The sequence below is a fragment of the Paucibacter sp. KBW04 genome, assembly GCF_003852425.1.
Taxonomy (GTDB): Bacteria; Pseudomonadota; Gammaproteobacteria; order Burkholderiales; family Burkholderiaceae_C; genus Paucibacter_A.
The window spans coordinates 13,643-28,720 of record NZ_QAJN01000013.1; the positions used below are offsets into that span (position 1 = coordinate 13,643).

14 protein-coding genes are annotated in these 15,078 nt (G+C 64.4%); 2 read left to right on the forward strand and 12 right to left on the reverse strand.

Annotated features, from left to right (window positions below; genetic code table 11):
* Nucleotides 1–82: 82 nt before the first annotated feature.
* Nucleotides 83–1,081 carry a hypothetical protein gene (locus tag DBR47_RS16470; protein WP_124452017.1) on the forward strand — a complete coding sequence of 333 codons (999 nt, stop codon included), beginning with the start codon at nt 83–85 and terminating at the stop codon, nt 1,079–1,081.
* Here DBR47_RS16470 and map read toward each other — a convergent pair.
* The 11 genes from map to trpE form a co-directional block, all read right to left on the reverse strand.
* A complete protein-coding gene (gene map / locus DBR47_RS16475; protein ID WP_124452019.1) occupies nt 1,063–1,866 on the reverse strand; it encodes a type I methionyl aminopeptidase in 804 nt (267 codons plus the stop codon). The genes DBR47_RS16470 and map overlap by 19 nt on opposite strands.
* A 29-nt stretch (nt 1,867–1,895) precedes the next feature.
* The gene (locus DBR47_RS16480) at nt 1,896–3,374 is read right to left on the reverse strand and encodes a PepSY domain-containing protein (protein WP_124452021.1); all 1,479 of its coding nucleotides are present in this window, start codon (nt 3,372–3,374) and stop codon (nt 1,896–1,898) included.
* Nucleotides 3,374–5,557 (reverse strand): TonB-dependent siderophore receptor, encoded by a 2,184-nt coding sequence (locus DBR47_RS16485; protein ID WP_124452022.1) that lies wholly within the window; start codon nt 5,555–5,557, stop codon nt 3,374–3,376. Before DBR47_RS16485 ends, DBR47_RS16480 begins: the two co-directional genes overlap by 1 nt.
* A 152-nt stretch (nt 5,558–5,709) precedes the next feature.
* Nucleotides 5,710–6,117, reverse strand: coding sequence for a DUF2946 domain-containing protein (locus DBR47_RS16490; RefSeq protein ID WP_124452023.1), 408 nt, complete (start codon nt 6,115–6,117; stop codon nt 5,710–5,712).
* Nucleotides 6,118–6,824: 707 nt separating this feature from the next.
* A complete protein-coding gene (locus DBR47_RS16495) occupies nt 6,825–7,163 on the reverse strand; it encodes a hypothetical protein (RefSeq protein WP_124452025.1) in 339 nt (112 codons plus the stop codon).
* Nucleotides 7,164–7,509: 346 nt separating this feature from the next.
* Entirely contained in the window at nt 7,510–8,199 is a 690-nt protein-coding gene (locus DBR47_RS16500) for a uracil-DNA glycosylase (RefSeq protein ID WP_124452027.1), read from the reverse strand.
* Nucleotides 8,199–8,990, reverse strand: coding sequence for an indole-3-glycerol phosphate synthase TrpC (gene trpC / locus DBR47_RS16505; protein WP_124452029.1), 792 nt, complete (start codon nt 8,988–8,990; stop codon nt 8,199–8,201). Before trpC ends, DBR47_RS16500 begins: the two co-directional genes overlap by 1 nt.
* A gap of 19 nt (nt 8,991–9,009) precedes the next feature.
* The gene (trpD, locus tag DBR47_RS16510; RefSeq protein WP_124452031.1) at nt 9,010–10,044 is read right to left on the reverse strand and encodes an anthranilate phosphoribosyltransferase; all 1,035 of its coding nucleotides are present in this window, start codon (nt 10,042–10,044) and stop codon (nt 9,010–9,012) included.
* A gap of 39 nt (nt 10,045–10,083) precedes the next feature.
* Nucleotides 10,084–11,163, reverse strand: coding sequence for a low-specificity L-threonine aldolase (ltaE, locus tag DBR47_RS16515; protein ID WP_124452033.1), 1,080 nt, complete (start codon nt 11,161–11,163; stop codon nt 10,084–10,086).
* 4 nt (nt 11,164–11,167) lie between these two features.
* On the reverse strand, nt 11,168–11,755 hold the full coding sequence (locus DBR47_RS16520; RefSeq protein WP_124452035.1) for an aminodeoxychorismate/anthranilate synthase component II: 588 nt from the start codon (nt 11,753–11,755) through the stop codon (nt 11,168–11,170).
* Nucleotides 11,756–13,243 carry an anthranilate synthase component I gene (trpE, locus tag DBR47_RS16525; RefSeq protein WP_124452037.1) on the reverse strand — a complete coding sequence of 496 codons (1,488 nt, stop codon included), beginning with the start codon at nt 13,241–13,243 and terminating at the stop codon, nt 11,756–11,758.
* 454 nt (nt 13,244–13,697) lie between these two features.
* Between trpE and DBR47_RS16530 the strand changes: the two genes are divergently transcribed.
* Entirely contained in the window at nt 13,698–14,306 is a 609-nt protein-coding gene (locus DBR47_RS16530; RefSeq protein WP_124452039.1) for a chalcone isomerase family protein, read from the forward strand.
* A 7-nt stretch (nt 14,307–14,313) separates the two neighbouring features.
* Here the strand turns inward: DBR47_RS16530 and gph are convergent, their stop codons facing one another.
* Complete coding sequence (gene gph, locus DBR47_RS16535) at nt 14,314–14,994, reverse strand: phosphoglycolate phosphatase (RefSeq protein WP_124452041.1); 681 nt, start codon at nt 14,992–14,994, stop codon at nt 14,314–14,316.
* Nucleotides 14,995–15,078: the final 84 nt, after the last annotated feature.

Below are 15,078 nucleotides of genomic sequence, written 5' to 3' on the forward strand. Positions count from 1 at the left end.
AGCCACGCACTAGCCACAAGACCCAAGCCGGGTCGGGGCGGCTATTCTTGAGCCCCTCCCCCGACCCTGGAGCCCCCATCCCGTGAACTTCCTCGCCGCAAACGACGCCGGCGCCGCGCTGCTGCGGCGCATCGCCCATCTGGCCGAGCGCCATCCGCAGATCGCCCTGCAGCGCCTGCAAACCCTGGAGGACCAGCGCCGGGCGGCCGGCGATGTTGCCGCCGCGCTGGACGCGCTTTATGCCTGCTTCTATCTGCTGGAGCATCGCGGGCGGGCGCTGGAGTTGCAGGCCCCTTTGCGGGCCGCCCTCATCGAGGCCGCCGGCCTGGCCCTGCAAGCGGCGCGCATCCACGAGGCCCTGGGCCGCCTGGCCTACCAGCAAGGCGAGTACGCCGAGGCCGCCGAGCGCTGGAGCCGGGCCATCGCCCTGAGCCAACAGACCGGAGACGTGTGGCTGAGCGTGGCGGCCCGCATCGGCAAGGGCCAGATCCACTACGCCATGGGTGCCTGGGAGCAGGGGCGCGAGGTGCACCGCGAGGCCGCCGATTTGCTAGGCCCGCTGCAAGACAGCTATCTGGCCGCCAAGCTGGCCCTGAATATCGGCGTGGGCTATTTTGAGACGCAGCAGAATGATGATGCCGAGCGCTATTTCAGCCACGGCCTGGCCGCGGCGCGCAGCGGCAAACACCGTGAATACGAGGCCGAGGCGCATTGGCATCTGGCCCGCGCCGCCCTGGTGCGCGGCCGCCTGGATTGGGCCACGACGGACTGCCGCATTGCCCTGAACATCGCCGGCCGGCTGGGCCATAGCTGGCTGGAAAGCGTGGCCAGCCAGACTTGGACCGAGATCGCCCTGGCGCGCGGCGATGTGGCCGGCGCCATTCTCAGCAGCCAGCACAGCCTGGAGCTGGCCCGCCGCATTCACTCGCGCCCGCAGGAGGGCTTGGCCCATCTGCAGTTGGCACGCATGCTGGAACGCCAGGGCGATCTGGCCGGTGCCCTGAGCCATCTGTGGCAACACCTGGCCCTGCGCCAGGAGCTGGACAAGCTCAGCGAGAAAACTCAGGCAATCGCGGGGTAGTCGCCATAGCCATCGGGCCAGGGCGTTAGCACCTCGAAGCCCGTGGGCGTGACCAGCACCATATGCTCCCACTGAGCCGAGAGGGATCGGTCGCGCGTCACCACCGTCCAGCCATCGGCCATGTCCTTGATGTCGCGCTTGCCGGCATTGATCATCGGCTCGATGGTGAAGATCATGCCCGCCTCCAGGCGCAGGCCATCGCCCCGCTTGCCGAAGTGGAAGACATGGGGCTCATCGTGATAAATCGTGCCGATGCCGTGGCCGCCGTACTCGCGCACCACGCTGAAGCCATCGCGGTGCGCCACGCTTTGAATCGCATGGCCCACATCGCCCAAGGTGGCGCCGGGCTTGACCTCGCGGATGCCCGCCACCATGGCCTCGTAGCAGTTGTTCACCAGGCGCCGCGCCTGGATGCTGGGCTCGCCGACAAAGTACATGCGGCTGGTGTCGCCAAACCAGCCGTCCTTGATGATGGCCACATCCAGATTGACGATATCGCCCTTCTTCAGCACCTTGTCTGCCGAGGGGATGCCGTGGCAAACCACCTGATTGACCGAGGTGCACAAGGTCTTGGTATAGCCGTGGTAGCCGATATTGGCCGGCGTCACGCCCAGGTCCTTGATGATGAACTCGCGGCAGATGTCGTCCAACTCGCCAGTGCTGACCCCGGGCTGGACATGGGGCTTGATCATCTCCAGCACACGCGCCGCCAAATGACCGGCCTCGCGGGCTTTGACGATCTCTTCGGGTGTACGGATGGCGACCTTGCGTTTGCTGCTATTCATGGTGTGGAGATCTGTTAGGTGCCGTATTTTCACCCACGCCGAGGCCGCAGCCGCCGCCAGCCCATCCAGGCTCCGCTCAGGCACAGGGCCAAACCAGCCCCGCCAAAGCCCAGCATCCAAGCGTCCCACAGCGGACGCAGGGCGAGGAATTGAGGCAGGTCGAAACTGTGCAAAAAGGCGAACAACCAGCGCTCCACCCTTTGGAGGCGGTTGCTGGTTTGCAGCAGGGCTCCGCTGGCCGGATCCACTTCCACCCAATGCGCTTGGGCGTCATCGAACACCAGGCGCAGCGCGGGTAGCGGGCGCTCGCGCTGGCCCGTCATGGTGTGAGGTTCACGGGCGTAGTAATAGGCGTCATAGGCATGCAGCCACTGGCGCTGTTCGACGCGAGCCTGCGGCAGCATAGGCGCGGCGGCCGCCAGCAAGGCAGCCTCATCCAGCGCCTGCACCGGCCGCGCCTGCGCGTCCAGCAACAAGCCGCCGCCCTGGCTTTGCGCCCACACAAACTGCTGGCCGCCCACCCGCCGCCATTCCAGCGTACGGGCTGCGATGCCCCGCTCGGCCAATGTCGCCAGCACGGCGCTGGGCTGCGGCCCTTGTTGCGCTTGCACAGGTCCGCCCGCGTAAGCCTGCCTATCCAGCTTGGGGCCGCTGGCATCAAACACCCGCCAGGGGTTGAGCGAGAGCAGGCCGCTCAGAACCCAGGTCAGCGCCAACAAACCACCACCCAAGCCCAGCAGATGATGCCAACGCGCCAGCGGCGCGCGATAGGGCGAGCGCGAGCCGCTCTTGTAGCGCCCCTTGAAACGCCAGCGCCAGATGCCCACCACCAGCCCGCTCAGACCCAGCACCGAGCCCGCCAGCGACAGGCCAATGACGATGTCCGTCCACCAAGGCCCCAGCGCCCCGCCGCGGAAGATGTAGAGCCAGTGCAACCAAGCCCCCGCCCAGCCCCAGGTCCGCTCGGTCAAGCTGGCATCACGCACCACCTCGCCGCTGACGGCGCTGACGTACAGCCAGCTGCGCGCCTCATCTTGCATGGCGACCCGGTGCAAAGGCCGATAGGCATCAAGCGCGCGGGAGTGCGTCCAGGCGTCCTCCTGCACCGGCCCCAGGCTCTGCCCCGCCACGCCGCCGGCGAAGTGGCGCGCGGCGGCCACCGCCTCCTCCTCGCTCACGGCCATGATGCGCTGACCCGTCAGCGCATCCACCGCCACCAGGGTCTTACGGCCGTCGCCGAAGAAGTAGCGCGGCTGGCCGGCCACGCTGGCCAGCCGCCAAAGCTTGGGCTCGCGCAGGCCGGAGGCCTGCAGAGCCTGCTCCAAAGGGATGCAGCAGCCCTGCGTTTGCAGCGGCGCCAGCCCACGCAATTGCTCGGCCGGGGTCAGCTTGGGGTAGCCCACATAAAGCATCACCAGGCCGGAAACAAACCACAGCGCCATCACCAGGCACAGGCCGATACCGGCCCAGCGATGCAAGAGATAAAGCCAGCGCCGCCACTGATGCATCAGAAGCTCCAGTCCAGCGCGGCCGTGGCGCTGCGCGGCGCGCCCAGATAGGGCAGGCTGCTGCTCAGATTGGCGACGTAACGAGTGTTCGTGAGGTTGTCCACCCGCAGGCGCAGGCTCAGGCGTGGGTCCAGCTGCAGGCGGGCGCCCAGGCCCAGCAGCTGGTAGCCGCCGTCCCACACATCATTGGCCGTGTTGGCATAGCGCTGGCCCACGTACCGCCAATCCAGGCTCAGGCCGATGCTGCTCGTGGCCTGCCAGTCCAGCGCGGCACCCGCCACCCAGTCCGGCACATTGGCCGGGCGCTGGCCGGCGCGCGAGACAGGCTGGCCGTTCACCTGCTCCACAAAGTCCTCGTAGCGCGCCCGTGTGTGGCTCAGATGCCCGCTCAGGCCTAGCGCGCTGCTGGCCTGCCAACGGGCCGTCATCTCCAGGCCCAAGCTGCTTTGCTCGCCGACCGGGATTACCTTGGTCTTGTCATTAGGGTCGGTGATGGCGATATTGCGGCGGCGGATCTCATACACCGCGGCCGTGGCAAAGCCCTTGCCGCCGTCAAAGCTCAGCTTGCTGCCCAGCTCGAACTGGCGGCCCCGGGTCAGCTCAAAATCGCGCAGGGCGCTGAAGCCGGCCGTGGCCAGCAAGCCGGCCGGTGGATCGGCGGCGGTGCTGGCCTGGGCATAGACCTGCCAGTCGGCGCTCAAGTCCTTGACCAGGCCCAGGCGGCCGGTCAAGGGCTTGAAGGTGGTGGCGAATTGCGCCGGGTTGGTGGCGGTGGGCGTGCGCAGATTGCGCGCCAGCAGGCTGATGTGGTCAAAGCGCAGCGCGCTCACCAGCGCAAAGCCGCCGCCCAGCACCGTGCGGTTCTCGGCGAACAGGGCCAGGCTGTGCAGCTGGTTGCTGGCCCCCGGCAGATAGCCAGGCTGAATGCCCGAGGCCGGGTAGAACAAGGCCGGCGCCGGCGCATAGGGGTCGACCAGATCAAAAGGCTTTTGAATCGCTGAGACCGAGTTGGGGAAGCGGGTCTGGCGGTTATAGCTCCAGTCCAGACCCAGGGCCGAATCCGAAGTCAGGCCACCCAGCTTGCCGCTATGACTCAGCTCCGTGCGGCTGCCCCAGACCTGCTGGTCGTGGCGCTGCAACAAGGCGTTAGAGCGGGCCACCTGGCTGTTGCTGTTCTTGAAGGTATAGGTTTCAACGTTCTCGTAATCACGCAAAGCGTCGTAGTGATAGAAGGTGTGGCGCAGCTGGCTGCGCTCGCTCAAGCGCCAGTCCAGCAAGGAGCGCAACCAGGTCACGTCCTGCTGGTAGCGCCCATCTTCCACGTTGTAATTGACGCCCAAGGTCGAGGGATCAAACGTCAGCTGCCCAGCCAAGGCTGCGCCATTCAAAGGCTGGAGCTGGGGCGTGCCCCAATAGGGCTGGCTGACTTTTTCATGCTGACGCTCCACCGCCAAGGTGTGGCTCAGGTTTTGAGCCAGGGGCAGCAACCAGGAAGCCGCCACCTGCCAGGCCTGGCGATCACGCCCTTGCGTCCACAGCGCACCTTCGCTGCGATTGAGTTCCAGGCGCAAGACCTGCTCGCCCAGACCACGCTGCAGGCTCAGGGCCGCCTGACCCCGGCCGCTGTCCCCCAGGCCGATGCGCGCCTTGGCCTGGTCACCGCTGCGATCGGCGATCTTGGTGATCACATTGAGCGTGCCGCCGACGGCGCCCGAACCGTTCAAAAAGCTGGAGGGGCCACCGATGGCCTCCACCCGCTCGACGATCCAGCTGTCCACCGGCCGGGCGGCAATCGCGTCGTACTGCACGCTGATGCCGTTGTAGAGCTGAGACAGCGAGCCCGAACCAAATCCACGGTAGAACACCGTGCCAGCCGAGCCCGGCGGGTCGGCAAAGATGACGCCGGGCACGCTTTTGAGAATCTCTTGGGTATTGCTGGCGCCGCGCAGCTCAATCTCTTCGCGGCTGACGACGCTGACGCTGGCCGGCGTCTCGCGCAGGCTCAAACCCAGGCGGGAGCTGCTGCCCGCGCTCTCGTTCAGGCCGCTGGCCGTGATGGCGCTTCCGGTCACGAGCACAGGCTGCAGTTTTTTGGGCGTCGTTTCTTGGGCTTGAACTTGGAAGGTGCAGGCGAACAGGGCCAGGCTCAGCGCCTGAGCCAGGGGAGAAATTTGGAACTTCATGATCTGAGAAATGCAGAGACGATGCAGCGGCGCGGCGCGCCAAGCCTGCTGAGCCAAGTCAAGCAGGTGGGCGGCCAAAGCCGGGCATGGAATAAATAGGTTGAAGCCGCCGTCACTGGCGGTGCTTCAGGAATCGAACAGAGGCAGTCGATTCAGCGCCGCGGGGGCGCGCGCGGCTGGGCGCTGACCCAGGCGTGAAGCCTGCGCGGCGCATGCAGGAACAAGGCCGGTACGGCCTGGCTCAGATGCGGCAGGAGGAGATTGGCCTGATCAGGCGGGGCGGGAGGCAGGCCCAGCTCTTGGCTGTGCAAGGAGCAATACGGGCAATGCTTGAGGGTCTGAATTTCGGAGGGCGACTTCGAGGATGAAGCCGCGTTGTCAGGCTCCAGAAGCACCAGCTTGGCACCGGTGACGGTACACACCTCCGTCCAACCCGAGCCCGGCCCCTGGTTCAGGCCGCTCTGCAAGGCATGAGAAATCGAAGGCGCAAGCGCGGCCCACAGGATCGCAAAACAAGCGATCCAAGTGCTCAGCAGTTGACGACTTCGGCTCAGTCTCATGGGCTCAGAATCTTAGGGGTGTTGGCGAGCAACAATGTCCGGACAGCGCACAGGAGCGATCGGCTCGCTGTGCGTCACCTCGATCGTGCCGCAGCTAACGCTGCATGCGCTTGGCGCATGCAGCCCCTCAAGCCGATGCGCAGCGAGGCGTGACGGTATTCAAATCCCGTTGAGACTGGGTGAGGAGCGCAAGCTTGCTTGGGCGTCGCGAAGCGACTTCGTGGACTGACTTCGCGCCCCTTGTTTGAACGGAGCGTAGCGCAGTGAGTTGGGCGCGGCCCAAGCAAGCTGAGCACCGCAACGGACCCCGCAGGGGCCAGGCGTCGGGTCGCCTTTCTTTGCTTCCTTTCTTTGGCGAAGCAAAGAAAGGGAGTCGCCTGCGGGGGCGAAATCCCCGCTGGGCCAAGGGAAAGGGTCAGGTCTTGCCTATAGATTTGAGCCTTGACCCAAAACCGTACAAGTGAACCCGACAGCCCGTCCGTTGCACGTCCGGCAAGCCATTCCAACAACGACGAACGAATGGGGTCTTGCTGAGCGGTTCGTATCTGGGACAGCGGCATGATCCGCGGCAAGCCCATTTCTAGATGTTCAGTCTGTTCCCCGTTGCGTTGCCGCTGTTCAGAACACAGATCTAGAAATGGAAAAGACCCCGAAGGGTCAAGTCTTGATATTGGAGCTTGAAACGGTGGGAAGTCCTTGTCGTCTGGTTAGACCGCACCGAGCCGCCGCTTCGCACGGATTTCAAAGGCCTTGCCGATAAGCTTGCTCTGGAGCTCATCCGAAGCCTCGAAGAGGAATATCACCTCACCGTCATCCGCCACAGTATTGGCACCCGGCTCAGACTTCTCAAGAAACACGATTTCAAGCGTGTTTGGATCTCCGTCCGATTTGAACTTCGAGATCGGAACTGAAATTCCCATCCGAGCATTGACCTTGGTTTCGGCCATAAGCTTCTGCTGCATCTTTGCAATTTCTTGCGTCGAGGGCTCGGCCGCGATTACCGAGAAAGGCATGGCAGCGATTGCAAGAGCTAGAACTATGCGCATGATCTTCCTTTGTTGTGCGGTCTAAATACTAACGATCACAGCCTGCTTCATTCTGGACAAAACATCAATATGCGGAGTCATGAGGCAACCAAAGGCTGCTAGCTTTTTATCGAGCAGCAACACCCTGCCGCCAATAACCAGCGGCCTGAATCGGCGACAAGTTCTTGTCCGGCTTGGATCTCTTTTTCAGGGACTGAATCTCTATCTATCCTGCACTAGCAAATCGACATTTGCAGCACGGATCGGCGGCACTATAGCTCGGCCGACAGCCCCCCCCCGAGCCTTGTGAATCTGACGCAGGACCCTGGCGCGAACCCTGAGTTCTTGCACGCCATCTGTTCACGCTTCACGACAGTTCCCAACTCAGCAACTCCCCCCGCTGCGCCAACCAGTGAGCCGCCTGCGAGAAATGCCCGCAGCCGATAAAGGGCTGAGGCGGCCGCAGCGCCGACAGGGGCGAGGGATGGTTCGCTTGCAGGATCAGGTGCGCGCCCTGCCCTGCGGCCTCGATCAAAGGCGCTTTGGCTTGCGCGTGAGCGCCCCAGAGCATGAAGACCTTGGGCGCGGCGTCTTCGGCCACGGCTTGGATCAAGGCATCGGTGAAAGCCTCCCAACCCTTGCCCGCATGGCTGGCGGGCGCGCCGTCCTCCACCGTCAACACAGTGTTCAGCAAAAGTACGCCACGCTCGGCCCAGGGCTTGAGCGAACCTTCCATGGGCGACTGCTGACCCAGATCGCGCTGCAGCTCCTTGAAGATATTGCGCAAGCTGGGCGGGAATTTGCAGCCGGGCGCGACCGAGAAGGCCAGGCCCTCGGCTTGGCCGGGGCCGTGATAAGGGTCTTGACCCAGGATCACGATGCGGCAAGTTGAAAGCGGGGTCAGCCGCAAGGCGGCCAGGGGATCGGGCGGGTAGATCAGCGCAGCAGCCTGGCGGCGTGCGTCCAGGTAATCGTTTAGCGCAAGACCTGCCGGGCTTTGCGCCCAGGCTTGCAGCAGCGGCTGCCAGCCCGCATCCAGCGGCGCGCCCCAGTCCATCAGGCAGCGAAGAGTGCGGCCAAGGCCTCGCCGGGCTCGGGCGCGCGCATAAAGGCTTCACCGACGAGGAAGGCGTGGACATTGGCGGCGCGCATCTTCTGCACATCGGCGCTGGCCAGAATGCCGCTCTCGGTCACCAGCAATTTGTCCTGCGGCACCTGCTTCAGCAGGCCCAGGGTCGTGTCCAGCGTGACCTCAAAGGTGCGCAGATTGCGGTTGTTGATGCCCAGCAGCGGCGTCTTCAATCGCAGGGCGCGGTCCAGCTCGGCACCATCGTGCACCTCGACCAGCACGTCCATCTGCAGGCTCAAAGCCAAGGCTTCCAGATCGGCCATCTGCGCATCGTCCAGGCAGGCGGCAATCAGCAAGATGCAGTCCGCGCCCATGGCTCGGGCTTCAAACACCTGGTACTCATCGACCATGAAGTCCTTGCGCAAAATCGGCAAGGCACAAGCCGCGCGGGCCTGTTCCAGAAAGGCTTGCGAGCCTTGGAAGAACTGCGCGTCGGTCAGCACGCTCAAGCAAGCCGCGCCGTGTTTGGCATAGCTTTGCGCGATCTGCGCCGGGCGGAAGTCCTCGCGCAGCACGCCTTTGCTGGGGCTGGCTTTTTTGATCTCGGCGATCACGGCGCTGTTGCCGGCTGCAATCTTGGCGCGCAGCGCGGCCTCGAAGCCTCGGGTGTCGCGACGCGCCTCGGCCTCTTCGCGCTGGCTGGCCAGGGAGCGAGCCTGGCGGGCCTGGGCCAGCTCTTGGTGTTTGACGGCGACGATGCGCTTGAGGATGTCGGACATATCAGTAGGACGAATCAATTTAGGCGCCAAGGCGCTGGGTGGCGGCGACGAACTGGTCCAGCTTGGCGCGCGCCGCGCCGCTGGCAATCGCTGCACGGGCGCGTTCGATGCCATCGGCAATCGACTCGGCCACATTGGCGGCGTAGAGCGTGGCACCGGCATTCAGGATGACGATGTCGCGGGCGGCGCCGGCTTGGTTGTCCAGGGCGCCCAGCAGCATCAGGCGCGATTGCTCGGGGTTGTCCACCCGCAGCGTGCGGTTGGAGACCATGGCCAGGCCGAAGTCCTCGGGGTGGATTTCATACTCGCGCACCGCGCCGTTCTTCAACTCACCCACCAGGGTGGAGGCGCCCAGCGAGATCTCGTCCATGCCGTCCTTGCCGTAGACCACGACCGCATGCTCGGCGCCCAGGCGCTGCATGACGCGCACCTGGATGCCGACCAGATCGGGGTGGAAGACGCCCATCAGAATATTCGGCGCACCGGCCGGGTTGGTCAGCGGGCCCAAGATGTTGAAGATGGTGCGCACGCCCAGCTCCTTGCGGACCGGGGCGATGTTCTTCATGGCCGGGTGGTGGTTGGGCGCGAACATGAAACCGATGCCGGTCTCTTGCACGCTTTGCGCCACCTGGGCCGGGCTCAACATGATGTTGGCGCCCAGGGCCTCCAGCACATCGGCGCTGCCGGTCTTGCTGCTGACACTGCGATTGCCATGCTTGGCCACTTGAGCCCCGGCGGCGGCGGCCACAAACATGGAGCAGGTGGAGATATTGAAGGTGTGCGAGCCGTCGCCGCCCGTGCCCACCACATCGACCAGATGGGGCTTAAGCTGCTGCAGCGGCACCTTGTTGGACAGCTCGCGCATCACTTGCGCGGCGGCGGCGATCTCGCCAATGGTTTCCTTCTTGACGCGCAGGCCCACCAAGAGGGCGGCGGCCATCACCGGCGGCATCTCGCCGGCCATGATGCGACGCATCAGCGCCAGCATCTCATCATGAAAAATCTCGCGGTGTTCGATGACGCGGGTCAGCGCTTCAGCATTGGTGATGGACATGGTCTTGTTCACTCCAGAATTTCAGCGGCTCGGAATTTGTTAGTAAGGGCCAGCGGCAGCGGCCTGGGCCGCGCCGGTCTGGCCGGGCTCAGCGGCAAGGAACTCGCGCACGGCGGCCAGGGTGCGTTGGATGCCCTCGCTGTCCACATCCAGATGCGTGACAAAGCGCAGGCCTATCAGGCCGGTGGCCCAGATGCCACGCGCCTTCAGATGCGCCAGCAGATCGGCGCCGCGGCCATCGGCCACATCGACGAACACGATATTGGTGGCGGCCGAACGCACGCTCAAGCCAGGGATGGCTTGCAGCCCTGCGGCCAACTGCGCGGCCAGGGCATGGTCCTCATGCAGGCGCTGCACGTGGTGGTCCAAGGCATGCTCAGCTGCGGCGGCCAAAACACCGACCTGGCGCATTCCACCGCCCACCATCTTGCGCACGCGTTTGGCGCGATGGATCAGTTCGGCAGAACCGCAGAGCACCGAGCCCACCGGCGCACCCAAGCCCTTGCTGAAGCAGACCGAGACGCTGTCGAAGTAGGCGGTGATGCGCTTCAACGCGGCAAACACATCGCCGCCCGGCCCCGCATCGGCGGCAGCGGCGTTGAAGACGCGTGCACCGTCCAGATGGCAAGCCAGGCCGTGCTGGCGCGCCAACGCCGTCGCCTCGGCCAGATAGCTGTGCGGCATGACCTGGCCGTTCCAGGTGTTCTCCAGGCACAGCAATCGGCTGCGAGCGAAGTGCGGGTCGTCGGGCTTGATGGCGGCGGCGATATCGGCCAGAGACATCAGGCCCTGCGCATCTTGCGTCAGCGGTTGCGGCTGGATGCTGCCCAGCACGGCCGCACCGCCGCCCTCGTAACGGTAGGTATGGGCGAGCTGGCCGACGATGTACTCATCCCCGCGCTGGCAATGCGCCAGCATGGCGCAGAGATTGCTCTGCGTGCCGCTGGGCATGAAGAGCGCGGCCTCCATGCCGGTCAGCGCGGCCACGCGCTGCTGCAAGGCCAGCACGGTGGGGTCGTCACCGAACACATCGTCGCCCACCTCCGCTAGGCAAATAGCCTCGCGCATGGCGGCCGTGGGTCGGGTGACGGTATCGCTGCGGAGGTCGACGATTTTCATGGGGTCACAGCGCCAGGTTGAGGAAGTTCTTCAACATGGCATGGCCATGCTCGGACAGTATGGACTCCGGATGGAACTGCACGCCCTCCATCGGCGTGGCCGTGCCGGCCAGCGCGCGGTGGCGCACGCCCATGATCTCGCCGTCTTCGCTGCGAGCCGTAATGTCGAATTCCTTGGGGCAGGAGGCTTCTTCGATCACCAGGGAGTGGTAGCGGATGACGCTGAAATCGCGCGGCAGGCCCTTGAACACGCCCTTTTGATCGGTGGTGATGGTGCTGGCCTTGCCATGCATCTGCGTCTTGGCCCGGATGATCTTGCCGCCCAAGGCTGCGCCCATGCTTTGATGGCCCAGGCAGACGCCCAGAATCGGCAGCTTGCCCATAAAGGCCTGAATGGCGGGAATGCAGATGCCGGCCTCGGCGGGCGAACAGGGTCCGGGCGAGAGCACCAGATGGTCGGGCTTGAGCGCCGCGATTTCTTCCAGCGTGATCTCGTCATTGCGGGCCACCTGGACCTCGGCGCCGAGTTCACCGAAGTACTGCACCAGATTGAAGGTGAAGCTGTCGTAGTTATCGATCATCAGCAGGCGCATTTAGAAGCCCTCCTCAACGAGTTCAGCGGCGCGAATCAAGGCGCGGGCCTTGTGTTCGGTCTCGGCCCATTCCAGCTCGGGCACCGAGTCGGCAACGACGCCGGCTGCGGCCTGCACATAAAGCACCTGGTCCTTGACGATGCCGGTACGGATGGCGATGGCCAGGTCCATATCGCCGGCAAAGCTGATGTAGCCGCAAGCACCGCCGTAAAGCCCGCGCTTGACGGGCTCCAGCTCGTCGATGATTTCCATGGCGCGGATCTTGGGCGCGCCGCTCAGGGTGCCTGCGGGGAAGGTGGCGCGGAACACATCCATATTCGACAAGCCCTCGCGCAAGCCGCCCTCGACATTGCTGACGATGTGCATCACATGCGAGTAACGCTCCACCGCGAAGGCGTCGCTGACCTTGACCGAGCCGGTCTTGGCGATGCGGCCGATGTCGTTGCGGGCCAGGTCGATCAGCATCAGATGCTCGGCCAGTTCCTTGGGGTCGGCGCGCAGCTCGGCTTCCAGGGCCTGGTCTTTCTCGACCGTGCCGCCGCGCGGGCGGGTACCGGCCAGGGGGCGAATCGTGACCTTCTGGCCTTCGGGCGTGGGCTCCTGGCGCACCAGAATCTCCGGCGAGGCGCCGACGATCTGGAAGTCCCCCATGTCATAGAAGTACATATAAGGGCTGGGGTTGAGCGAGCGCAGAGCGCGGTACAGGCTCAGCGGCGACTCGGTATAGCGCTTGCGCAGGCGCTGACCGATCTGCACCTGCATCATGTCGCCGGCGGCGATGTATTCCTTGGCCTTGAGCACGGCGGCGATGTAGTCGGCCTTGGCAAACTCGCGCTCCACCGGATGGGCCTGGGCGCGCTTGACCTGGGGTGCGCTGACGCTATAGGTCAGCTGATCGCGCAAGGCCGTCAGGCGCTTTTGGGCGCGGAAGTAGGCCTCGGGCTGGGCCGGGTCGGCGTAGACGATGAGGTAGAGCCGGCCCGAGAGGTTGTCGATCACCGCCAGCTCCTCGCATTGCAAGAGCATCACATCGGGGGTGTCGATACCACCGGCCTTTTCCGTCTTGGCCAGTTTGGGCTCGATATAGCGCACGGCGTCGTAGCCGAAGTAGCCGGCCAGGCCGCCGCAGAAGCGCGGCATGCCGGGGCGCAAGGCCACCTTGAACTGCTTTTGATAGGCCTCGATAAAGGCCAGCGGGTCGCCCTCATGGCGCTCCACCAACTCGCCGTCGCGCAAGACCTCGGTCACCCGACCGTGGCTTTTCAAGACAGTGCGGGCCGGCAGGCCAATGAAGGAGTAGCGGCCGAAGCGCTCGCCGCCCACCACAGACTCCAGCAAAAAGCTGTTCTTGCCACCACCGGCACCGCCGGCGCAAAGCTTGAGGTAGAGGGAGAGCGGCGTTTCCAGATCGGCGAAGGCCTCGCTGATCAGGGGAATGCGGTTATAGCCTTGAGCGGCCAGGCTTTTGAATTCAAGTTCAGTCATCACGAAACCCAGTTCTTGGATTTGCGGCCGCCCCAAAAGATTTGGATACAGAGGCGCCGCTGGATTCAGGGCGCTTGGCTGACAGATTTTCACGCGCTCGTCACTGCAGGGGCAGGGACTTTGAGCGCTCTGATTGTCGGGTGTTCAAGCCTTCAGGCTAAGCAACCCCGAGCAATCAGTCATGCATGCAGCATCAAGCGGCTTCAGCGTTTGAAGTCGAGCAGCGGACGACGCCAGGGCCAGGCTCCCCGGTCATGCGACCCTTTGATGTGCTTGCGCGTGATGAACATGCGGCCAGTGTAGCAGCGCCCCTGTGTCTGAATGCGACAGCCTAATCGACAGGGATCTGTGGCGTGGCGGGCACGGCGTTCGCCCGAATTGCTCGATACTTTGCCCCGGTGGCAGGATGACAGGATCGCCTCATCAGAGGGCGGCACTGATTGGATGGAGACTTAGGATGCGTGCTTTCTCTTGGATCGCGGTGATGGCCCTGGCCCTGGCCTTGCCTCTGGCGGCGCAACAAGCGCAGGCCGACACGGTCGATGTGGCCGGGGTCAAGTACGAGACCGAGGTCGAGATCGGCAAACAGCCGGCCCATCTCAATGGCGCGGGCATTCGCTACAAAGCCGTGTTCAAGGTCTATGCCGCCGCCCTCTATCTGGGCAGCAAAAGCAGCAACCCCGAGACGGTGCTGAGCAGCAATACCGTCAAGCGCCTGCACATCACCATGTTGCGCGAGGTCGATGGCAATGAGTTGGGCAAGCTCTTCACCAAGGGCATCGAGCAAAACGCCACCCGCGATGAATTCACCAAGGCCATCAACGGGGTGCTGCGGGTGGGTGAAATCTTCTCCAGCCGCAAGAGCCTGACGCCGGGCGAGCATTTCTCGGTGGACTACATCCCCGGCACCGGCTCGGTGATCCAGCTCAACGGCAAGGTGATAGGCACGCCCATCAAGGAGCCCGAGTTCTACTCGGCCTTTTTGCGCGTCTGGCTGGGCAAAACACCGGCGGATGATTTTCTGAAGGATGCGCTGCTGGGCGTGCAGCGCGGGCGCCAGCGCTGATCAACAGTCAGTCCAAGCGCAGCTGATCCAGGCGATCCAGATGCTGCAGGGCCGGCACGGCCCGAATCGGTTCGCCGTGGTTGTAGCCATAGCTCATCAAGACGACAGGACAGCCGGCCGCATGCGCGGCTTTGGCGTCGTTGCTGGAGTCGCCAATCATCCAGGTCTGATCGGGTCGCGTGCCCAGGGCCTCGCAGGTCTTGAGCAAGGGCATGGGGTCGGGCTTTTTGCGCTCGAAACTGTCGCCACCAAACACCCGGTCAAAGTAGTCCAGCAAGCCCTTGCTGGCTAACAAGTCCTTGGCAAAGGCCGCCGGCTTGTTGGTCACACAGGCCATGGGCAGACCCAGCGCGCGCACCCGCTCCAGACCTTCGATCACGCCGGGGAAGACGGCCGAGAATTGGCCGTTGAGCTCGCTGTAATGCGCCTGGTAGGCGGCCCAAGCCTGCTCGTACAAATCGGGCGCGGCCCCGACATGGGCCAGGGTGCTACGGATCAGGTGTTCGCTGCCCTGCCCCACGGTCAACTCCACAAAACCGCGCGCCACCTCGGGCTGACCCAAGTCGTTCAAAACCCGGTTGAGCACTACAACAAAGTCGCCCAAGGTATCGACCAGGGTGCCGTCGAGATCGAAGATGGTGGCTTGCGGGCGGGCAAACGCGGTCGGGGCGACAGGAGCGGAGTTCATGGGCTGGGCAATGGGGCTGAGGACTTGGCCCGCATCCTAGCCGCAGACGCGCATGGGCCTCGCCAGAGCACCGAATGCCCCTGC

Coding starts and splice junctions, on each gene's coding strand:
- DBR47_RS16500 (WP_124452027.1), bottom strand. CDS start 8,199: ATGGACTGGGGCGCGCCGCTGGATGCGGGCTGGCAGCCGCTGCTGCAA.
- DBR47_RS16530 (WP_124452039.1), top strand. CDS start 13,698: ATGCGTGCTTTCTCTTGGATCGCGGTGATGGCCCTGGCCCTGGCCTTG.
- DBR47_RS16490 (WP_124452023.1), bottom strand. CDS start 6,117: ATGAGACTGAGCCGAAGTCGTCAACTGCTGAGCACTTGGATCGCTTGT.
- trpC (WP_124452029.1), bottom strand. CDS start 8,990: ATGTCCGACATCCTCAAGCGCATCGTCGCCGTCAAACACCAAGAGCTG.
- DBR47_RS16480 (WP_124452021.1), bottom strand. CDS start 3,374: ATGCATCAGTGGCGGCGCTGGCTTTATCTCTTGCATCGCTGGGCCGGT.
- map (WP_124452019.1), bottom strand. CDS start 1,866: ATGAATAGCAGCAAACGCAAGGTCGCCATCCGTACACCCGAAGAGATC.
- DBR47_RS16495 (WP_124452025.1), bottom strand. CDS start 7,163: ATGCGCATAGTTCTAGCTCTTGCAATCGCTGCCATGCCTTTCTCGGTA.
- trpD (WP_124452031.1), bottom strand. CDS start 10,044: ATGTCCATCACCAATGCTGAAGCGCTGACCCGCGTCATCGAACACCGC.
- gph (WP_124452041.1), bottom strand. CDS start 14,994: ATGAACTCCGCTCCTGTCGCCCCGACCGCGTTTGCCCGCCCGCAAGCC.
- DBR47_RS16520 (WP_124452035.1), bottom strand. CDS start 11,755: ATGCGCCTGCTGATGATCGATAACTACGACAGCTTCACCTTCAATCTG.
- DBR47_RS16485 (WP_124452022.1), bottom strand. CDS start 5,557: ATGAAGTTCCAAATTTCTCCCCTGGCTCAGGCGCTGAGCCTGGCCCTG.
- ltaE (WP_124452033.1), bottom strand. CDS start 11,163: ATGAAAATCGTCGACCTCCGCAGCGATACCGTCACCCGACCCACGGCC.